The sequence below is a fragment of the Amycolatopsis sp. WAC 04182 genome (assembly GCF_003947465.1).
GTDB lineage: Bacteria > Actinomycetota > Actinomycetes > Mycobacteriales > Pseudonocardiaceae > Amycolatopsis.
On sequence record NZ_QHJJ01000003.1, the window covers coordinates 1,204,768 to 1,223,920 of the forward strand.

The following is a 19,153-nucleotide window of genomic DNA, read 5'->3' on the forward strand; positions in this document are numbered from 1 at the left end:
TTCACTTCTCCTTCGCCAGGGCGGCCAACGCCGCCCGCAGCTCGCGTTTGCTGGTCTTGCCGACGCCGGTCACCGGGAACTCCGGCACGACCTGGACCAGATCGGGCACCTTGAACGCCGCCACCCCGCGTTCGCGGACGAACCGGCGCAGTTCCGCCGCGGCGGGTTCGGCACCGGCGGCGGGGACGACGTAGGCGCAGGTGCGCTCGCCCAGGTACGGGTCCGGTACCGCGACGACGGCGGCGTCGAGCACGCCGGGGTGGGCCATCAGGTGGTTCTCGACCTCTTCCGCGGCCACCTTTTCGCCGCCGCGGTTGATCTGTTCCTTGGCCCTGCCGACGACTTCGAGGTGTCCCGACGGGTGCTGCCGCACGAGATCCCCGGTGCGGTAGAAGCCGTCCTCGGTGAACGCGGTCTTGTTGTGCTCGGCGGCGCGGTAGTAGCCGCGGATCGTGTACGGGCCGCGCGTCAGCAACGCGCCGATCTCGCCCGGCGCGACGATATCGTCCGAAGTGGACAGTGGGTCGTCCGGGTTCACGACGCGGATCTCGTCGTCCGGCGAGATCGGCCGTCCCTGTGTGGCGAGGACGTACTCGTCCGGATCGTCGAGCCGGGTGTAGCAGACGAGTCCCTCGGCCATGCCGAACACCTGCTGCAGACGGCAGCCGAGCGCGGGCCCGATCTTCTCCGCCAGCTCGCGGGCGCATTTGGCGCCGCCGACCAGCAGGACGTCCAAAGAGGACAGATCGCGGGTGGTCCGCGCGGCCGCCTGCGCCCACGCGGCGGCCAGCGGCGGCACGAGCCCGGTGATCGTCACGCCCTCGGCCTCGATCAGCCGGAACGCGGTGTCGGCGTCGGGGCGCGGCGCGAACACCGTGGCCGCGCCCGCGTGCAGGGCACCGAGCAGACCGGGCGAGCTGAGCGGGAAGTTGTGCGCGACCGGCAACGCGGCCAGGTACACGCTTTCCGGGCGCAGACCGCAGATCCTGGCGCTTTCCCGGACGCTGTAGAGGTAGTCGTCGTGCGTGCGCGGGATCAGTTTCGGCAGTCCGGTGCTGCCGCCGGACAGCTGGAGGAACGCGACACCGGCGGGGTCCGGATCCGGCAGTGCGCGCGGAGTCGCCGCTTCCAGCACGGCGAATTCCTCCGTGCCGACGACGAAGACGTTCCGCACCGAGGGGATTTCGGCCGCGACCGCGTGCGCCATGGCCGCGTGGTCGAACCGTTCGTGCTCGCCGACGGTCAGGATCGCCGCGGCCTCGCTCTGTTCGGCGAAATGCCGCAGCTCGCTCGCCCGGTGCGCGGGCAGCGCGAACACCGGCAACGCACCCGCGCGCCACAGTCCGAACACGACGGACGCGAACTCCGGCACGTTCGGCAGCTGCACGACGACCCGGTCGCCCGCTTGGATCCCGGCCCCGGCGAACCCGGCGGCGAGCCGGTGCGCCCGCTCGTCGAGTTCGGCGAAGGTCCAGCGCGCGTTCTCGCCGATCACGGCGGGCCGCTCGGCGTAGGCCTCGGCGAGGCTGGTCAGCAATTTGCCGAAGGTCTGGCCGCGCCAATATCCGGAAGCCCGGTAGCGCGCCGCGGTTTCCGGCGGCCAGGGCACGTGGTCGACGGTCATTCCGCTCCCTCCAGACCGAGGGCCCGCAGCATGGTGCCGAACTTCGCGCCGGTCTCGGCGAGTTCGGCCGCCGGATCGGAACCCGCCACCACTCCCGCGCCGGCGAACAGCCGCACGGTGCGGTCGCGGACCTCGGCGCAGCGGATGGTGACGACCCATTCACCGTCACCGTCCTGGTCGGTCCAGCCGACGAGACCCGCGTAATAGCCGCGATCCTCGGGTTCGAGCGCGGCGATCGTTCCGCGGGCGAGCGCGGTCGGGACGCCGCAGACGGCGGGTGTCGGATGCAGCGCTTCCGCCAGCCCGAGCGCGGAAGAACCGGCGTCGCCCGGGTCGGCGAGCCGTCCGCTGATCCTGGTCGAGAGGTGCCACATCGTGGGCGTGCCGATCACCTCGGGTTCGGCGGGGACGTCGAGGTCGACGCAGAACCGGCCCAGCACTTCGGCCACCTGGGCGGCGACGTGGGCGTGTTCGGCACGGTCCTTTTCGGACGTCAGCAGATCGTCGATCCGGCGGGCGTTTTCGGCGTCGTCGGCCACCCTCTTCCGCGATCCGGCCAGCGGGTTGGCCGTCACGACCCGGCCGCGACGGGAAACCAGCAGTTCCGGGCTCGCACCGATGAGGGTGCGCGGGGCGGGATCCCCCGGCGCGCTGACGTCGACCGCGAAAGCGTGGGCCCCGGGGTCCGCGTGGACGAGACGGGCCAGCAGCCGCGGCACGGCGATGGGGTCGCCACCGGTGACGTCGAGGCAGCGGGCCAGCACGATCTTGCGCAGGTCACCGTCGCGGATCTCGTCCAGCGCCTTGGCGACGGCAGTGGTGTAGACCTCCGGCGCGGGCCGTGGCGACACCGACCAGCTCCCGCCGCCGAGCGGGGCGACCGGACCACTCGCCGTCGGTGGTCCGGCCCGGCGCACCACGGCGGGTACCACCAGGCTGCTCGGCGCGTCGGGCCGGAAGCCGATGGCCCCGGCGACCACGGGTTCGGTCACTCCCGCCACGAGGGCGGCGTCGAGGACTTCGGCGGCGGCACGGGCGCGTTTGCCCGGCACCGCGTGGACCGGGGAATACACCCCGTCGGCGAGAAGCGATCCTCGAGCGGACGAGTAGTAGAACGATCCGGGCAGGTACGCCGCCAGCAGATCGGCCGCCTGGTGGACCGGCCTTGGTCGGGCCGGTGCAGGTGAGGACACGACTGGATTCCCTTTCGCGAATACTACTGACCAGGTCGACACCTTGTGGTGCTGCGGTGCCCTATGCGGCGCGGAACGCCATCCCCCGGACGCGCCTTTCGGTTAGCCTAACCTAATCATACGGACCCGAAAAGTCTTCGTTGCGTCATCGAGATCACGCGCGGAGCGTGGCCCCGCCGTCGACGTAGAGGTTCTGCATCGTGATGTGCCGCGCGCGGTCGGAGGCCAAAAACAGGACGGCGTCGGCGATGTCGGCCGGTTCGGCTATCCGGCCCAGTGGTATGCCGACACGGTATTGCTCCGGATTCCCCGCGATGACACGGTCCGCGCCGTTCTCGTCCGTCCACAGTAGACGTTGCATCTCGGTGTCGGTCGAGCCGGGAGAGACGATGTTGCAGCGGATGCCGGCGCCGGCGAGTTCGAGTCCGAGACAGCGGGTCAGCATCGTCGCGGCCGCCTTCGACGCGGCGTAGGCGGCCATCCCGCTGCGTGGGACTCCCGCCGCGTTCGACCCGACGGTCACCAGTACCCCGCTCCGGCGGGGAACCATCCGGCGGGAAATCTCGCGGAGCACGGTGAAGACACCGGTGGAGTTGACCGCGAAGGTCGCCGCCCAGTCTTCGTCGCTCGTGTCGCAAACGGACCCCGGCTTCAGGACACCCGCGACGGACGCCCCGATCCCGATCGGCCCGAGTTCGCGTTCGACCTCGTCGACGACCCGCGCGACGGCGGCGGGATCCCCGACATCCGCGACGAACGACGTCACCCCGTCCCGGGGAGCGGTTTCCGCCAGATCCACCGCCGCCACGACCGCGCCGGCCCCGGCGAGCGCGTCCACGACGGCCGCCCCGATCCCGCGCGCGCCCCCGGTGACGAGCGCGACCTTGCCCTCGATCCCCTCCACGCCACAACCACCCTACGTTCCATTTGCTTAGCCTTGCCTAAGCTAGCGGGCCGATCCGGACAAAGCGAGGGACCGACACCGGTGATTCGGGACACTTCCGGGCTGGACGGGAGGGGTAAAAATGCCGTGGTGCTTGCTGTCCGGGTGTGCTTGGTCCCGCTCCGTGAAGGCCTCCTTCACCCCACCGCCCGGCACCGCCCACGAACACGACCCCTAACCGGGCAAGGGACACGACAGCGGACCGCGGACGGATCCTTCGCCCCGCAACGTGATCTGCGCGCTCCCGCCGAGAGAATCCCTGGCGGTGCACACGATCTGGTCGACCGCCCTCGCCGACAACCCGGCGACGCCGACCGACAGGGTCACCGTGACCCCGTTCGGCGCGGGCGTCTGGTCCAGAACCGCGGTGCCGGGCGGGACTTCCGTGGTGTAGTCCCGTTCCCGCTCGCTCTCGTCCGGTCCGGCGGCGAGCAGGTCGACGGGACTCGCCGGAGGCAGTTCCTGGGCCAGTGGACGCAACACGCGGACCGGCTGCCCGCCGGACAGGAAGTAGAGCACCGCGCCGTTCGCGGGGCCGGTCGGCGCGGGCGCCCCGGTGATCACGGCACTGGGCCGGACACCGCAGCCCGCGACCAGTAAAACGACCAGGAGCGCCGAAAGCCGGTTCCTCTTCACGCCGTCACTCCCTGCCGGGGCAGGCACAGCGTGAACACCGCGCCGCCGTCGGCGCCGTTGGCCGCGCTCAAGGTGCCGCCGTGCAGCCGGGCGTTCTCCCAGGCGATCGCCAGCCCGAGTCCGCTGCCGCCGGACCTCGCCCTGGCCGAATCCGCCTTGTAGAACCGGTCGAACACGTGCGGGAGCACCTCGGGCGCCAGCCCGGGACCGCGATCCGAGACCTCCAGCGTGATCCGGTCCCCCGCTTCGGAAAGCCGGAGCGCGACCGGCTTTTCCCCGTGCCGCAACGCGTTCCCGACCAGATTCGCCACGATGACGTCCACCCGCCTCGGATCCCATTCGGCGAAGATCCCGGACGGCAAGTCGCCCTCCACCTCACCCGTCCAGCCTCGGATGCGCAGGCGCGCCGTGATCACCTCGGCAACGTCGACTTCCTCCCGCGCCAACGCGGCTGCCCCGGCGTCGAAGCGGGAGACCTCGATGAGGTCGTTGACCAGCCGCGTCAGGTTGTGCGTCTCCTCGATGCTCATCTTCGCCGCGCGACCGGCGTCCCCCGGCAGCTTCGACGCCTCCTGCTCCAGCACGTCCGCGACCGCGGTCATCGCGGCGAGCGGGGTGCGCAGTTCGTGGGAGACGTCGGCGACGAACCGCCGTGCGTCGGCTTCCATCCGTTCCAGCTCACCGACGTGCCGCTCCAGCGCTTCGGCCGTTTCGTTGAACGTGCGCGCCACCCCGGCCAGTTCGTCCGAGCCGCGAACGCTGATCCGCGCCTGCAGGTCTCCCTTTCCCAACCGCCGCGCCGCGTCGCCCAGTTCCCGCACCGGCCGCAGGACACCGCGGGCGGCCAGCAACGCCAGCCCGATGGCGAAGACGAGCGCCACCCCGCCGATCAGCCAGGCCCGGGTGGCGAGGTCGTCGATGCTCTTCGCCTCCGGCGCCATGCTGCGCGCGACGTACGCCTCGATACCCGAATCCCGTTGCTGCCCGCCGGGAAGCAGGACGGTGAACCTGGTGCCCACCACCAGCATCGGCGTGCCGCGGGAGTCGACTCGTTGCCAGGCGACGTTTCCCGACCGGACCCGCTCGCGAAGCTCGGGCGAGATCAGCGTCCGCATCTGCTCGTTCCCGCTCGACTTGTCCTCGTACAGGACCAGAGAGCTCAAGGCACGGTCGGACAGTTCGCCGCTGATCCGGCTCAGCGTCCCGTCCCCCGGCGGCAGCGGGCCGAGCGGGAACAGCGCGGCGGCCTTGTCGACCAGGACGCGCGCGGTGGCGTCCTGCGCCTGCTGGAGGATCACGGTGCGGGACTGGACGTAGGCGCCGCCGGCGACCGTCGCCGCGGTGATCACGACCAGCAGGCTGAACGCCAGCAGTAGCCGGGTGCGCAGGCCACCGAGCTTCACAGTGGCCCGAAGCGATAGCCGAACCCGCGGACCGTCTGCACGTAGACCGGCGCGGACGAGTCGTCCTCGATCTTCGCGCGCAGCCGCTGCACACAGGCGTCGACGACCCGGGAGTCGCCGAAGTAGCCGTGCTCCCACACGCTTTCCAACAGGTACTGCCTGCTGAGCACCCGGCCCGGCACCTGCGTGAGTTCGAGCAGGAGCCGCAGTTCGGTCGGGGCGAGGGCGACGGGCTTGTCCCCTTTGGTCACGGTCAGCCCGGCACGGTCGATGCCGAGGTCGCCGTGCCGCTCGATCCCGGCCGTCGTGGGCACCGACGGCGCGGGTTGCCCGCTGCGGCGCAGCACCGCGCGGATCCGGGCCTCCAGCACCTGGGCCCTGGCGGGTTTGACCACGTAGTCGTCCGCGCCGGCGGCGAGCCCGGCCACCACGTCGATGTCCTCGTTGCGCGCGGTGAGCATGATGATCGGCAGATCCCCCGCCGCCCGGATCCGGCGGCAGACCTCGAAACCGTCCAGTCCGGGCAGCATCAGGTCCAGTACCACGATGTCCGGCGGCCGGGACGCGAGCCGGGCGAGGCCTTCCTCGCCGGTGGCCACCGCGTCGACCGCGTGGCCACGGCCGCCCAGCGCCATGCTGAGCCCGTCACGCACGGCTTGGTCGTCCTCGATGAGCAGCACCCTGGGCATGCCGACGACTATCGCAGCGCCGGACGGAATCCGCTCGTCCATGACACGCCATGGTGCCCGTCCCGTTTCCGCGGAACGTCCACGGAATGTCATCGTTGCGTCACGGCGTGCTCCGTGCGGAACGGTGACCTTTTCGTCGGCGTCCGCGCACGTCGCCGCGATCGGGTTCGCACAGGCGTCGGCGAGTGTCGACGGCATGAAAGAACTCGTGCTCGCGGCGATCACCCGCGTCCTCGCGGTCCTGCTGCTGATCCCGGCGTGGCTGCGATCCCCAGGCCAGGCACGGCGGCTCGCCTGCGGCTGGGCGCTGTCGCTGCGGTTCCCCGCCGAAAACCTCGCCGGGCTGACCGCCGGGACGCTCGCCGCGTTCACCGCCGCCAGGACCGAGGCGTTCTGGCGGCACCGCACACTGCTCGGCGTCACCTCGGGGCACCGGGACGCCGCCGAGCAGCACCGGCTGTACCTCGCCGAGGCCGGACGGAAGCGTGTCCTGCCGCCGCAGGATTCCGCGCACGTCAGCGGTACGGCGCTGGACGTCCGGCCGCGCGAGGGGGCGCAGTGGCTGGAGGACCACGGCGCCCGCTTCGCCCTCTACCGGATCTACGACAACGAGTGGTGGCATTTCGAGTACCGGCCCGGCGAGGTCGCACCCGCGCGGCTGCCGCATCCTGGCTGGCGCGAAGGTGTCACCCGGTGACGGTGATCCGCGGCGCCAGTGCCGCCAGGAAGTCGGCCGCGTCGAAGACCTCGCCCGCCGAGACGACCCCGGTCGCCTTCGTCCGGCCGTCGAGCACGCGCTGGACGGCCTCCACCACCAGCGGTGCCGTGATCGCGTAGATGTCCTGCCCCCGCGCGACGATCCGTCGTTCTTCGCCGCCGGACCGCACGACGACGTCGACCACGAACTCCTGCGAGGAAGGGCCGTCGGCGGGAGGCGCGGGCGTCTCGGGCGTCACGACCTCGCGGGCCGCGTTCACGGTCATGTACGTGGTCACTTCGGGAATGGCGAGATGACTCGGAACGGTGACGACGTCGGCCATCGTGAACTCGCCGAGCACGGCGCGGGTGCCGAACGGTGCGGGGAAGTCCCAGTCCAGCTCCGGCAGCGCATCGTCACGGCGCTCGATCCGGCCGCCGGAGAAGCGGATCCGCTTTCCGTCCCGCCGCTCCCGCGAGACCCTGCCCGCCGCGCGAGTCCCTTCCGTCGGATGCCAGCTGCTCAGTGCGTACGCGACGTGCGCTTCGTCGGCGGACGTCCAGTCGCCCATCGCGGCGGTGACCATCAGGTCGCCGAGGCCGCCGAAGAACGCCATCGCCGGGATCACCGTCGCCCCCGCGGCCCGGTCGCTGAACTGCGCGAAGGTGTCGATGTTCGCTTCGAGCTCCGCGGCCACGTCCAGATACGGGACGCCCGCCCGCAGCGCCGCTTCGATCACCGGAGCGGCGGTGTCGGCGAAGGGCCCGGCGGCGTTGATCACCGCGTCCGCGCCGGCGAACGCGCGGTCGAGCGAAGCCGGGTCGTCGACCGACGCCTGCCGGACGTCGAGATCAGGCCACGGCAGGCCGCGCAGTTTCGCCTCGTCGCGTCCGACGGCCAGCACGCCGAATCCGCGTTCGCGCAACTCCGCCACCACGAACCGCCCGGTGTGCCCGTAAGCCCCGAACACCGCGACGTCGTACGTACCCATGGTTTCTCCTGCCCTCGGTCGATCCACTGTGGACCATCCTGTCGAGGGATCCCGGCGTTCGACAGTGTCCGGAACGCCATCATGCGTACACTTTCGGACATGAGTACGGTCGCCCTCGCCGCCACGGACGGAATGCTGCAGTTCGAGCTGTCCATCGCCCACGAGGTCTTCGACACGGGCCTGTACGAATTCGGCGTCTACGGCTCGAAGCCGGTGAGGGTCGGCCGATTCCTGCTCGAACCGGAGCACGGGCTCGACGAGCTGAAGCGCGCCGGCACCGTCATCGTCCCCGGCTGGGCCGACATCGACGTCGATCCGCCGTCGGAGCTGATCGAGGCCGTGCGCGCCGCCCACGAAGCGGGCGCGCGGGTGGCGTCCCTGTGCACGGGCGCGTTCGTGCTGGCGGCCGCCGGACTGCTCGACGGCCGCCGGGCGACGACGCACTGGGCGCACACCGACGTCCTCGCCGCCCGGTTCCCCTCGGTGGAGGTCGATCCGGACGTCCTCTACGTGGACAACGGCAGCGTGCTCACCTCGGCGGGCAAGGCCGCCGCGATGGACCTGTGCCTGCACCTGGTCCGGTCCGACCACGGTTCGGCGGTCGCGAACACCATCGCCCGCCGCCTGGTCGTCCCGCCGCACCGCGCGGGCGGGCAGGCCCAGTTCGTCACCGCCCCGGTGCCCGACCAGGACGACCATCCGCTCGGCGGTCTGCTCCCCTGGGTCACCGAACGGCTCGACCGGCCGCTGACCGTCGAGGACCTCGCCCGGCACGCGAACATGAGTTCACGCAACCTGGCCCGGCACTTCCGGTCGGCGACCGGGACGACCCCGCTGCGCTGGCTGCTGAACCAGCGCATCCGCCGCGCGCAGGAACTCCTGGAACGCACCGACGACAGCGTCGACCTGATCGCCGAGGCCACCGGGATGGGTACCGCCGCCACGCTGCGGCGGCACTTCAACCGCACGGTCGGGGTGCCGCCGGACAGCTACCGCCGGACTTTCCGCGCTAAGGCAGCCGTGCCGTGACCAGATCCGCGACGGCCGCCATCCCGGCCTCGTTCGGGTGGTACGGCACGCGTCCCGGCGCGGCCGCGTACCGCTCCATCCACGGGACGGCGGCACAGGCGTCGTGGTCCGCGCTGACCGCGGCCGCCGGGATCAGGGTGGCCCGTTCGGCGCGGGCCGCCCGGCGGGTCGCCGCCGCGAGCCGGTCCGCGACCTCGCGTTCGAAGGCCAGCTGCTCCGGGGTGAGCGGAACGCCGTCGCAGGCGGGCGCGGTGCGCGGCACGATCGTCAGATAGTCGACGACCAGCACACGCGCCCGCGGCGCGCGCCGATGGACCGCCGCGATGACGGCGCCGATCTTCTCGTGCACCGTGGTCAGCGCCGTCCGGACGGCGTTCTGGTCGACCTGCCCGCAGTTCGCGCCGCCGGTGTTCTGGCAGCCGTACGTGAACAAGCTACCGACGTAGCCGACGTCGTTACCGCCGATGGTGATGGTCACCAGCCGGGTTTCCCGGGTGACGGCCTCGATCTGCGGCGGCTGCCCGGCCTGTCCGGTGGTGAGGACGTTCGCCGTGGTCGCTCCGCTGCACGTGACATCCGTGAGGGCGAATCTGCGTTCCCCGGCCACGAGACTCGCGTAGTTCTTCGTCGAACGTCCGCACGCCGCCGGGGTTCCGGGCTGCTGCGGCGGGATTCCGGGCCCCGCGGCGAAGGAACTGCCCATGGCGACGTAGCGGGCGGCCCCGGCGGCTTGGCCCGGCGGCGTGACCAGGAGACCGAGCGTGACCGCGGCGAGCACCGCGACGGACATCCGTTTGACCATGTCGAACCCCTATCTCAGGAAGGTGACCGGTTCCGGTCCCGCGATGCCGTCGATGACACCGAGGGCGAGCAGATCTTCGGGACGTGGCTTCAGCGCGTCGGCGAGCGCGGGGATCTCTTCAGGATCCCGTTTCAGGATCCCGGCCGCCAGTTCCGGGGCGATGACGGAGAAACAGGCGTCCGGGGTGAGCCAGATCCGGTCCGCCGAGCAGAAGGCGAGCGCGCCGCCCGACCCGCCTTCGCCGATCACCAGGGTCGTGATCGGCACGTTCGCCGCCGCGATCGCGGCGAACAGTCCGGCGATGGCGTTCCCGGCCCCGGCCGTCTCCGCGGCCGGATCGGCGGCCGCGCCCGGGGTGTCGACGAGGGTCAGCACCGGCAGCCCCAGCCGGTCGGCGAGGCGGATCAGCCGGGTCGCCGTCCGGAAACCGCCGGGTGTGGTCGCCGTCCCGGTCTGCGCCGCGAAGGCGACCGGCCGCCCTCCCCTGCTGCCGAGTCCACAAAGGACACCGTCGTCGGCGCCGCCCCGGAGGGTGACGCGGGTGTCGAAGTAGTCGTCGAGGTAGGCGCCCGCGCGAGGCCGGTTCGCCGACCGGGCGCGGAGAACGGCCTGCCAGCCGTCCGGAGCGGGATCGAGGGCGCCGAGCGCGCGGGGCAGATCCGCCGGACGGTTCCGGGAAGCACCGGTCAGGAGACCGAGCCAGACCTCCAGCCGGTCCGTGATCGCCTCTTCGGCCACGAGTTCGTCGACGTATCCGGCCGCGTACTGGTTTTCCGCCGTGTACGCGGGATCGTCGATGTACCGTTCCGGCCGCACCCGGCGTCCGGCGAACCCCACTTGAGCGCCGGGGACGGCGAGCACGACATCGGCGTCGGCGCCGAGGGACGCCCACACCCCGCCGGTGGTGGGGTGCCGCGCGACGGTGATGTGCGGCAGCCGCGCTTGCCGCAGCAGCGCCAGACCGCGTGCGATCCGCTGCAGTTGCCGCAGCGCGGGAACGCCCTCCTGCATCCGGGTGCCGCCCGTGGACGACAGCGAGACGACGGGCAGGCGGTGCGAGCGCGCCTCGTCGAGCGCCTGCTCGATGAGCGCGCCGGTGCCGGTCCCGACCGAACCGCCGAGGAAGCCGAACTCGAAGCGGATCACCACGACCTCGTGGTCGCCGATCTTCGCGCGCTCCCAGACCACCGACTCGTCCGTACCCGTGCGTTCCCTGGCGCGTGCCAGTGAAGCGGCGTACCCGTCCCAGCCGAGCGGGTCAGTCATGGAGCGCCCGCTTGAGGACCTTGCCCATCTCGTTGCGGGGCAACGCTTCCAGGTAATGCACCACCCGCGGCCGCTTGTGCGGGGACAGCAATCCGGCGACGTGGTCGGCGAGTTCGCCCGCCGTCGGCTTGTCCCCGGCCGGGACGATCCAGGCCACGATGCGCTCGCCGAGGTCGTCGTCCGGCTCCCCGGTGACGGCCGCCTCCGCGACCCCCGGATGCTCCAGGAGGGCGTTCTCGATCTCGCCCGCGCCGATCTTGTAGCCGCCGCTTTTGATGAGGTCGGTGGCGCGGCGGCCCACGATCCGCACGTAGCCGTCCGGATCGCGCACCGCCATGTCGCCGGTCTTGAACCAGCCGTCCCGCATCGCGGTTTCCGTGGCGTCCGGCCGGTTCAGGTAGCCGAGGAACAGGTTCGGGCCGCGGACCTCGATCTCGCCGACGGACTCGCCGGTGAGCGGTTCCCCGGCGTCGTCCACCAGCCGCAGTTCGACGCCGGGCACCGGCGGGCCGACCGCACCCGGCCGCCGGTCCCCTGTGGCGCGGACACCGCAGTTCATCAGCGTTTCGGTCATGCCATAGCGTTCGACGACCCGCTGCCCGGTCGCGGCGGTGATCCGCTCGTGGTCGGTCGCGGGCAGGGCAGCCGAGCCCGAAACCAGCAGCCGCGCCGCGCCCACTCCGGCGGCCAGCGCGGGATCGGCCTCGCAGTCGGCCGCGAGCCGGTGGTACATCGTCGGGACGCCGAAGAGCATCGTGCCCGCACCGGCGAGTTCCTTCGCGGCCGCTTCGGTCGAGAACCGGCCGAGGTGATGCAGCGAACCGCCCCGACGCAGCGGGCCGACCACGCCGAGGATCAGGCCGTGTACATGGAACAACGGCAGGGCGTGCACGAGGACGTCGGCGTCGGTCCAACCCCAGATCTCCGCGAGCGCGTCGAGATTCGACACCACCGCCCGTCGCGGGAGGACGACGCCCTTCGGCGGGCCGGTGGTGCCCGAGGTGTAGATGACGAACGCCGGGGTTTCCGGATCCGGTTCCTCGCCTTGCCAGGGTGTGCCCGAGGTGTCCGGCTCGACCGGAACCCGCGGCAGGACATCGAGTTCCGGCGGCAGGTCCGCGTCCGGTGCGGCCAGCACCAGGTCCGGCACACTGTCGGCGACGATATGCGCCAGTTCGCGGGAGCCTGCCTTCGGATTGATCGGCACCACCGGGACTCCGGCGGTCAGCGCGGCGACGATCGCGACACAGGTCCGCAGCGTCGGTGTCGCCCACACCGCGACCCGCGTGCGGCCGGCCAGCGTGGCGGCGAGCGCGCCCGCGACGGACGCGAGTTCGCCGTAGGTCAGGGACTCGGCCCCGAACCGCAGGGCGACGCGGTCACTCTTCCCGGCAACCAGCATGGATCTCCTCCTCAGCCCCAGTTGGGCACGACGAACACGAGCCAGGCGATCAGCGGCACGACGGCCACCACGAGCGCCCCGTAGACCAGAAGTTGTTTGAAGAACTTGTCGCGATCGACGTCCTTCGCGTTGGCGAGGACGAGCGCGCCGTTGGTGGAGAAGGGACTGACGTCCACCATCGTCGCCGAGACCGCGAGGGCGGCGATCATGCCGACCGGCCCGATCGTTCCCTGCGCCAGAAACGGAACGGCGAGCGGGATGAGCGCGCCCATCAGCCCGACCGACGACGCGAAGGCGGAGACGACACCGCCGATGTAGCAGAGCAGAAGCGCCGCGAGCAGCGGGATCCCGACGGTGGTGACCGCGTTGCCGACGTAGTCGATGGTGCCGATCTCCTTCAGCACCGCCACGTAGGTCAGCACACCGCAGATCAGCAGCACGGTCGGCCAGGTGATCTCGGAGACGGCGGAACGGCTGGTCTTGGGCCACGCGACGCTCAGCAGGACGGCGACGGTGATGGCGGTCAGGCCCGGGTCGAGGTCGAACACGAGGGTGCCCACCACGAGCGCGATCAGACCGGTCAAAGTCACGATCTTGGGGCCGTCCAAGGGAATGCGCTGTTCGTGCGGCAGCGGTTCTTCGTCGGTCCCCACTCCCCCGGCACCTGCCGTCACGAGCGCGCGGCGCCGCAGTTTGGTCCCGCCGAGGACGACGAAAAGGACGCCCGCGATGGCGAGGTTCATGCCGAGGCTCGCGAAGAACAGCACCACGGGGCTGCCCGCGATGTGGTTGCGCTCGACGATCCCGTTGACGATCGAGCCGTAGACGCTGATTGGCGAGAATCCGCCGCCCTGCGCGCCGTGCACCACCATCGCGCCCATGAGCAGCGGGCTGATCTGGTAGCGGGCGGCGAAACCGAGTGCGATCGGCGCGACGATCGCGCAGGCCGCCGGGCTCACCGCGCCGATCGCGGTCAGGGCTCCGGTGACCACGAACATCACCCACGGGATGAGCGCGATCCGGCCGCCGACCAGGCGGACGGCCGCGGCGACCAGCCAGTCGGTGGTGCCGTTGGCCCTGGCGATGGCGAACAGATACGTGACCCCCACCAGGACCACGAAAATGTCGCCGGGGAAGCCGGCGAAGATGCCGTCGGTGTCCAGGCCACCGGCGAGGGTGCCGACGAGGAACGCGCCGGCGAAGGCGAGCGCCCCCATGTTGATCGAGCGGGTCGTGGCGAGGGCGAAGATCACCACGAGAACGAGGATCGAGATCAGCTGGGCGGACATGACCGTCCTCCTTGACGGCGGGAGCCCCCTGGCGAGTGGCCGAGTGGACTAGTGGCTGAGCCACTTTCCCTGTGACGGCGACCACCTGTCAACCCATGAGTGGTAAATTGGCTAAGCCACTTGACCAGCCGAGGGAGGGACCGAGTGCCGGAGGCGCTGAGCCGGTTGAACCGGGCGAAGCTCTACGAGCAGGTCGTCGAGCGGATCAAGGCGCACGTCGAGGAGTCCGGCCTGCACGCGGGCGACAAACTCCCCAGCGAACGCGACCTCGCCGAGCGGCTCGGGGTCAGCCGCGCGTCGATCAAGCAGGCGATCGTCGTGCTCGAGGTGCAGGGTCTGCTCGAGTCCCGGCACGGCGGGGGCACCTACCTGCGCAACGATCATCTCGACGTCGAACCGGTCGACGAACTCGTCGCCCGCCGCAAGCGGCTTCCGGAAGTGCTCGAAGCCCGCGAGGCGATGGAGACCAAGCTCGCGGAACTGGCCGCGTCGCGACGATCCGACGCGGATCTCGCCGCCATCGACGCGGCGCTGGAGTACATGAAGACCGAGATCGAGGACGGCGGGCACGGCGCCGAAGGAGATCGCCGGTTCCACGAAGCGATCACCGCCGCCGCGAACAACGCCCTCCTGGCCGAGTTCATGCGCTCGATCGACACGCAGATCGCGGAAAGCCGCAACGAGTCCCTGCGGCAGCCCGGCAGGCCGTGGCGCTCACTGAGCCAGCATCACAACATCGCGGAGGCCATCCGGAACGGCGACCCGAAGGCGGCCGCGAACGCGATGCGACGGCACGTCCAGACCGTCAGCAAGGTCCGGCTGCTGACCTGGGATCCGCAGGCCGACTAGCGCTTCACCAAGCCGTTCGCCGGCCCGAGGGGCTTGAGCGCCGGTCTCGCGTCCTGTGCCGGCTACCGCGTCGCGAAAGCCACTTTCGAAACATCACACGTCCCGAAAGTGGCTTTCGCGACACATCTGGGCGGCTCGTCTCTACGGCATCTTCACCTTGACCCCTCACCGCGACAGGGCTTTGCCCAGCCTCCGCAAACCCTCGGCGATCGTCTCCGGCGCGTGCGTGGCGAACGACAGCCGTAACGCCGACCGGTCCGGCTCCCCCACCTGGAACGCCGAGCCGGGCACGAAAGCGACGTCCTGCCGCAGCGCCTCGGGAAGCAGCCGGTCCGTGTCCGCGCCGCCGGGAAGGGTGACCCAGACGAACATCCCGCCGTCCGGGTCCGTCCACTTCGTACCGGGCGGGGTGATCGCGGGCAGTTCGGCCAGCATCGCGTCACGGCGCAAGCTGTATGTCGCGCACAGCCTCCGCACGTGCGCGTCGAGATCCGCGACGGCCAGATACTCGGCCGCGGCCGACTGGTCGACGGTCGAGGTGTGCAGATCCGTCGCCTGCTTGAGGATCGTGACGCGGCGCAGCAGTTCCCTCGGCGCCCGGAACCAGCCCAGCCTCATCCCGGGCGCGATCACCTTCGAAAAGCTGCCGAGGTAGATCGTGCGCCCGGCGAGCTCGGGGCGGGCCGACAGCGGTTCCTCGCGTTCGCCGCGATACCGCAGTTCGTGGTACGGATCGTCCTCGACGAGCCAGAATCCGTGACGCGCGATCACTTCCGCGATCGCGCGGCGTCGCTCCGAGCCGATCGTGCGCCCGGAAGGATTCGAGAACGTCGGAACGAGATACAGCAGTGCCGGCCGTTCCCTGGCCGCGATCTCGTCCAGCGCGGCCGGGTCGATCCCTTCCGCGTCACCGGGAACGGGCACGACGCGTGCCTCGGCGAGCTGGAAGCATTGCAGCGCCGACAGGTACACCGGTTCTTCCACCAGCACGGTGGCGCCGGGGTCGAGCAACGCCGTGCTCAGCAGTTGCAGGCCCTGCTGCGAACCCGTGGTGATCAGCAGATCGTCCACAGTGGTCGTGACCCCGCGTCCGGACAGCCGCCGCGCGAGCAGCTCTCGCAGCCGTGGATTCCCCTCGGTGGGCGAATACTGCAACGCGGACCTGTCGGCGAGTGCCCGGTCGAAGGCGGCGCGAAGGCCGTCCACATCGAACAGTTCCGGCGCGGGCATCCCGCCGGCGAACGAGATCACGCCCGGGCGGGCGGTGAGCGCGAGCAGGTCGCGCACGGGAGAACCGGTGACGCCGTCCATACGACGGGCGAGGGGAAGAGACATAGAGGCTCCTCGGGAGAAACGTGCGGCTCCAGTGCAGCAGCCGGGGGTCTCCCGCGCGAGCAAGCAACTGCCGCCACGATAGCAGTTTCGCCTGCCCTAGGCTTGTGCCGTGCCTCTCGTGGAAATCACCTACGCGCCCCATCTTCCCGAAGCCAAGCTGCGCGAACTCGGCTCGGTCCTGCCGCATCTCGTGTCCGTCGCGGTGGAATGCCCCGAGGAGCCCTACGACGGTGACCTCCAGCCCGGCGACGTGGAACTGCGTTTCCGCACACCCGGTCCGTTCGACCGCTTCGGCCTCGACCTCCTGGTGGAGGTCCGGTCGAAGTGGTTCCCGAGCCGGGCGGACAACCGCCAGGAACGAGTGGACATGCTGCGGACGAGCATCGAATCCGCGACCGGGATCGACGACGTCGGCGTGTATCTCTCACTGCCGGTCGCGGCTTGGTCGCAGTCGGACTAGCGCTCCCCGAACACGTGCCGCCGGACGAACGGGTTCCGGAACTTGCCGTCCGGGTCCAGTTCGCCGGCGAGTGCCCGGAAATCGGCCAGCTTCGGGTAGTTCGCCGCACGGTGGAAGAGCTTTCCCCAATGCGGCCGGACGTCGAACGGTGCCAGCCGCTCCTCCATCACGGGCAGCAGTTCGCGGACCGCCTTCTCGTCCGGCAGCCACGTGAAGTGCAGCGCCAGCCGGTCGCCGCCGTGGAACGGGCTGAGCCACAGGTCGTCACCCGCGACAGTGCGGATCTCGGACGTCAGCAGGACGGGTGCCAGCCGGTGCCCGAGTTCGCGCATCGCCTCCATCGCCTCGACGGCGTGCCGGATGGGCACGAAGTACTCGGTCTGGAGTTCGTTCCCGATGCTGGGCGTGAAGTCCAGGCGGAAATGCGGGATCCGTTCGTGCCACGGGCCGGTGACGCCGAGCTGTCGCGTGCAGTTGTCCGCCGGGATGCCGGCCGCGTGGGCCGGATGCCGGGGCCCGTCCGCCGCCGTCGCACCGAAGAAGTCCGCGCCCGGCAGACCCGGTCCTTTGACCCAGACCTGGTCGACCTCGTCGCGAGCCCAGTTCGTGAACAGGCTGACGCTGTACCCGGCGTCCTGGATCTCGTCGAAGTGCTCGTACACCGATTCCCAGGGCAGACCGTCGAAGACGTCCTGGCGGAGGTCGAACGACGGCACCAGGTCGAGGGTCAGCCGGGTCACCACACCCAGGGCGCCGAGGCCGACGACCACGCCGTCGTGCCGGGAGAACGTCTTCAGCTCACCGTCGGCGGTCACCAGCTCCAAACCGGACACCGCCGACGCCAGGCTCTGGTTACGCCGCCCGGAGCCGTGAGTCGCCGTCGCGACGGTGCCCGCCACCGTGCAATGAGGCAGCGAAGCGAGGTTCGCCAGCGCGAACCCGGCGGCGTGCACCTGGACGGCGATGTCGCCGTAGCGGGCCGCAGCGGGCACCGAGACCGTCGCTGACTTCGCGTCGAGGACGACGTCCATGTCGAGCGCGGACAGGTCGAGCTGGACACCACCCGGGCAGTCCGCGATGTCGTTGAAACAGTGCCCGCTGCCGAGCGCCTTGACCGCGGCCGCACCGGCCACGGCGTCCTGGATCTGCTCGATGGTGCGCGGGCGGAAGATCCGTTCCGCGGTGAAGGTCTGATTTCCCGCCCAGTTCGTCTCGCGCACCAGGCCCAGACTACCCACGCTAGATTGCCGAAGTCGGCTTCACGCGGAGGAGGTTCGCACTGACTGGCATTCCGGGCGAGATGCTGTCCATCACGCTCTTGCTGGTGGTACTGGCCTTCGCGGTGATCCGGCCACGAGGACTCCCGGAAGCGGTCGCCGCCGTCCCCGCGGCGGCGATCGTCCTGGTGGCCGGAGCGATCTCGTTCTCCGACGCTCTCGACGAGGTGACCAGGCTCGCCCCGGTCGTCGGCTTCCTCGCCGCCGTACTCGTCCTGGCCAAATTGTGCGACGACGAAGGACTGTTCCAGGCGGCCGGGACGCTCATGGCCCGCTTCAGCCGGGGACGGCCGCAACGGCTGCTTCCCGCGGTGTTCGTCGTCGCCGCGGCCGTCACCGTGGTGCTCAGCCTGGACGCCACCGTCGTCCTGCTGACCCCGGTCGTGTTCGCCACCGCCGCGCGGATGGGCGCGCGGGCGAAACCGCACGCCTACGCCTGTACGCATCTGGCGAACTCGGCCTCGCTGCTGCTGCCGGTGTCCAATCTGACCAATCTGCTCGCCGTCGCGGCGACCGGGATCTCGTTCCTGCGCTTCACCGCGCTGATGACCCTGCCCTGGCTCGCGGCGGTGCTCACCGAATACCTGGTGTTCCGCCGGTTCTTCGCCGCCGACCTGGCGGCCCGGCCACGAGGCGGCAAAGCGGTCCCGGCCGGGAAGGTCCCGGCGTTCGTCCTCGTCGTGCTCGTCCTGACGCTGGCCGGGTTCGTGATCACGTCGCTGCTGGACGTCAGCCCCGCGTGGGCCGCGTTCGCCGGTGCCGCCGTCCTGGCGTGCCGCGCCCTCGTGCGGCGGCGGACCTCGCCCGCCGCGATCGTCCGATCGGCGAGCATCCCCTTCGTCGCTTTCGTGCTCGCGCTGGCGATCGTGGTCCGCGCCGTCGTCGACAACGGACTGGACGAGGCGCTCAGCCACCTGGTGCCGACTTCCACTTCGTTCCCCGCCTTGCTCGGCGCGGCCGCGGTGGCCGCCGTCCTGGCCAACCTGATCAACAATCTGCCCGCCGTGCTCGTGCTGCTGCCGCTCGCCACCGCCGGCGGGACTCCGGTGGTGCTGGCCGTGCTGATCGGGGTCAACCTCGGGCCGAACCTGACCTACGTCGGCTCGCTGGCGACGCTGTTGTGGCGGCGGATCCTGCACCGGCACGACACCCGCGCCGACCTGGGCGAGTTCACCCGGCTCGGGCTGCTCACCGTCCCGTCGTCCATCGTGCTGGCCGTCGGCGGGCTGTGGCTCGGGCTCGTCCTGACTTCCACTCAGTGAGAAGAT

18 protein-coding genes are annotated in these 19,153 nt (G+C 70.9%); 5 read left to right on the plus strand and 13 right to left on the minus strand.

Annotation, left to right across the window (positions count from 1 at the left end; translation table 11 throughout):
- Position 1: 1 nt before the first annotated feature.
- The 6 genes from DMH01_RS19300 to DMH01_RS19325 all read right to left on the minus strand — a co-directional run bounded on the left by DMH01_RS19300 (position 2) and on the right by DMH01_RS19325 (position 6,530).
- Positions 2–1,624: a (2,3-dihydroxybenzoyl)adenylate synthase gene (locus DMH01_RS19300; protein ID WP_125678604.1), complete on the minus strand. Its 1,623-nt coding sequence runs from the start codon at positions 1,622–1,624 to the stop codon at positions 2–4.
- A complete protein-coding gene (locus DMH01_RS19305) occupies positions 1,621–2,817 on the minus strand; it encodes an isochorismate synthase (RefSeq protein ID WP_125678605.1) in 1,197 nt (398 codons plus the stop codon). Before DMH01_RS19305 ends, DMH01_RS19300 begins: the two co-directional genes overlap by 4 nt.
- A gap of 154 nt (positions 2,818–2,971) precedes the next feature.
- On the minus strand, positions 2,972–3,721 hold the full coding sequence (gene dhbA, locus DMH01_RS19310; RefSeq protein WP_125678606.1) for a 2,3-dihydro-2,3-dihydroxybenzoate dehydrogenase: 750 nt from the start codon (positions 3,719–3,721) through the stop codon (positions 2,972–2,974).
- 213 nt (positions 3,722–3,934) lie between these two features.
- Positions 3,935–4,396 (minus strand): GerMN domain-containing protein, encoded by a 462-nt coding sequence (locus tag DMH01_RS19315; RefSeq protein ID WP_125678607.1) that lies wholly within the window; start codon positions 4,394–4,396, stop codon positions 3,935–3,937.
- On the minus strand, positions 4,393–5,799 hold the full coding sequence (locus DMH01_RS19320) for an ATP-binding protein (protein ID WP_125678608.1): 1,407 nt from the start codon (positions 5,797–5,799) through the stop codon (positions 4,393–4,395). Before DMH01_RS19320 ends, DMH01_RS19315 begins: the two co-directional genes overlap by 4 nt.
- Entirely contained in the window at positions 5,796–6,530 is a 735-nt protein-coding gene (locus DMH01_RS19325; RefSeq protein ID WP_125678609.1) for a response regulator transcription factor, read from the minus strand. The genes DMH01_RS19320 and DMH01_RS19325 overlap by 4 nt, the downstream gene beginning before the upstream one ends.
- Before the next feature lie 154 nt (positions 6,531–6,684).
- Here DMH01_RS19325 and DMH01_RS19330 point away from each other — a divergent pair, with 154 nt between their 5' ends.
- A complete protein-coding gene (locus DMH01_RS19330) occupies positions 6,685–7,185 on the plus strand; it encodes a D-alanyl-D-alanine carboxypeptidase (RefSeq protein WP_125678829.1) in 501 nt (166 codons plus the stop codon).
- On the opposite strand, the gene DMH01_RS19335 is transcribed toward DMH01_RS19330, so the two are convergent.
- On the minus strand, positions 7,175–8,176 hold the full coding sequence (locus tag DMH01_RS19335; protein WP_125678610.1) for a trans-acting enoyl reductase family protein: 1,002 nt from the start codon (positions 8,174–8,176) through the stop codon (positions 7,175–7,177). The two genes, DMH01_RS19330 and DMH01_RS19335, sit on opposite strands and share 11 nt — an antisense overlap.
- Before the next feature lie 99 nt (positions 8,177–8,275).
- Between DMH01_RS19335 and DMH01_RS19340 the strand changes: the two genes are divergently transcribed.
- On the plus strand, positions 8,276–9,205 hold the full coding sequence (locus DMH01_RS19340) for a helix-turn-helix domain-containing protein (RefSeq protein ID WP_199745539.1): 930 nt from the start codon (positions 8,276–8,278) through the stop codon (positions 9,203–9,205).
- On the opposite strand, the gene DMH01_RS19345 is transcribed toward DMH01_RS19340, so the two are convergent.
- Genes DMH01_RS19345 through DMH01_RS19360 form a run of 4 tightly spaced genes read right to left on the minus strand, consistent with a single transcriptional unit; the run spans position 9,186 to position 13,964 of the window.
- A complete protein-coding gene (locus DMH01_RS19345; protein WP_125678611.1) occupies positions 9,186–10,007 on the minus strand; it encodes an SGNH/GDSL hydrolase family protein in 822 nt (273 codons plus the stop codon). The two genes, DMH01_RS19340 and DMH01_RS19345, sit on opposite strands and share 20 nt — an antisense overlap.
- 9 nt (positions 10,008–10,016) lie before the next feature.
- Positions 10,017–11,273 (minus strand): carboxyl transferase domain-containing protein, encoded by a 1,257-nt coding sequence (locus DMH01_RS19350; RefSeq protein WP_125678612.1) that lies wholly within the window; start codon positions 11,271–11,273, stop codon positions 10,017–10,019.
- Positions 11,266–12,675 carry an acyl-CoA synthetase gene (locus tag DMH01_RS19355; protein ID WP_125678613.1) on the minus strand — a complete coding sequence of 470 codons (1,410 nt, stop codon included), beginning with the start codon at positions 12,673–12,675 and terminating at the stop codon, positions 11,266–11,268. The genes DMH01_RS19350 and DMH01_RS19355 overlap by 8 nt, the downstream gene beginning before the upstream one ends.
- Before the next feature lie 11 nt (positions 12,676–12,686).
- Positions 12,687–13,964, minus strand: coding sequence for an SLC13 family permease (locus tag DMH01_RS19360; protein ID WP_125678614.1), 1,278 nt, complete (start codon positions 13,962–13,964; stop codon positions 12,687–12,689).
- Between the two features lie 144 nt (positions 13,965–14,108).
- Between DMH01_RS19360 and DMH01_RS19365 the strand changes: the two genes are divergently transcribed.
- Positions 14,109–14,813 (plus strand): FadR/GntR family transcriptional regulator, encoded by a 705-nt coding sequence (locus tag DMH01_RS19365; RefSeq protein ID WP_125678615.1) that lies wholly within the window; start codon positions 14,109–14,111, stop codon positions 14,811–14,813.
- A gap of 165 nt (positions 14,814–14,978) precedes the next feature.
- Here the strand turns inward: DMH01_RS19365 and DMH01_RS19370 are convergent, their stop codons facing one another.
- Complete coding sequence (locus DMH01_RS19370) at positions 14,979–16,148, minus strand: PLP-dependent aminotransferase family protein (protein WP_233621591.1); 1,170 nt, start codon at positions 16,146–16,148, stop codon at positions 14,979–14,981.
- Between the two features lie 109 nt (positions 16,149–16,257).
- On the opposite strand from DMH01_RS19370, the gene DMH01_RS19375 reads away from it, so the two are divergent.
- Positions 16,258–16,608 carry a hypothetical protein gene (locus DMH01_RS19375; RefSeq protein ID WP_125678616.1) on the plus strand — a complete coding sequence of 117 codons (351 nt, stop codon included), beginning with the start codon at positions 16,258–16,260 and terminating at the stop codon, positions 16,606–16,608.
- Here the strand turns inward: DMH01_RS19375 and DMH01_RS19380 are convergent.
- A complete protein-coding gene (locus tag DMH01_RS19380) occupies positions 16,605–17,828 on the minus strand; it encodes an FAD-binding protein (RefSeq protein WP_125678617.1) in 1,224 nt (407 codons plus the stop codon). The two genes, DMH01_RS19375 and DMH01_RS19380, sit on opposite strands and share 4 nt — an antisense overlap.
- An 80-nt stretch (positions 17,829–17,908) precedes the next feature.
- Here DMH01_RS19380 and DMH01_RS19385 point away from each other — a divergent pair, with 80 nt between their 5' ends.
- Positions 17,909–19,147 (plus strand): ArsB/NhaD family transporter, encoded by a 1,239-nt coding sequence (locus DMH01_RS19385; RefSeq protein ID WP_125678618.1) that lies wholly within the window; start codon positions 17,909–17,911, stop codon positions 19,145–19,147.
- The last annotated feature ends 6 nt before the right edge of the window (positions 19,148–19,153 follow it).

What these genes read in the sequence shown, in the direction of transcription:
- DMH01_RS19355 (WP_125678613.1), bottom strand. Translation starts at nt 12,675, where the DNA reads ATGCTGGTTGCCGGGAAGAGTGACCGCGTCGCCCTGCGGTTCGGGGCC.
- DMH01_RS19300 (WP_125678604.1), bottom strand. Translation starts at nt 1,624, where the DNA reads ATGACCGTCGACCACGTGCCCTGGCCGCCGGAAACCGCGGCGCGCTAC.
- DMH01_RS19350 (WP_125678612.1), bottom strand. Translation starts at nt 11,273, where the DNA reads ATGACTGACCCGCTCGGCTGGGACGGGTACGCCGCTTCACTGGCACGC.
- DMH01_RS19325 (WP_125678609.1), bottom strand. Translation starts at nt 6,530, where the DNA reads ATGGACGAGCGGATTCCGTCCGGCGCTGCGATAGTCGTCGGCATGCCC.
- DMH01_RS19370 (WP_233621591.1), bottom strand. Translation starts at nt 16,148, where the DNA reads ATGTCTCTTCCCCTCGCCCGTCGTATGGACGGCGTCACCGGTTCTCCC.
- DMH01_RS19385 (WP_125678618.1), top strand. Translation starts at nt 17,909, where the DNA reads ATGCTGTCCATCACGCTCTTGCTGGTGGTACTGGCCTTCGCGGTGATC.
- DMH01_RS19345 (WP_125678611.1), bottom strand. Translation starts at nt 10,007, where the DNA reads ATGGTCAAACGGATGTCCGTCGCGGTGCTCGCCGCGGTCACGCTCGGT.
- DMH01_RS19360 (WP_125678614.1), bottom strand. Translation starts at nt 13,964, where the DNA reads ATGTCCGCCCAGCTGATCTCGATCCTCGTTCTCGTGGTGATCTTCGCC.
- DMH01_RS19340 (WP_199745539.1), top strand. Translation starts at nt 8,276, where the DNA reads ATGAGTACGGTCGCCCTCGCCGCCACGGACGGAATGCTGCAGTTCGAG.
- DMH01_RS19335 (WP_125678610.1), bottom strand. Translation starts at nt 8,176, where the DNA reads ATGGGTACGTACGACGTCGCGGTGTTCGGGGCTTACGGGCACACCGGG.
- DMH01_RS19330 (WP_125678829.1), top strand. Translation starts at nt 6,685, where the DNA reads ATGAAAGAACTCGTGCTCGCGGCGATCACCCGCGTCCTCGCGGTCCTG.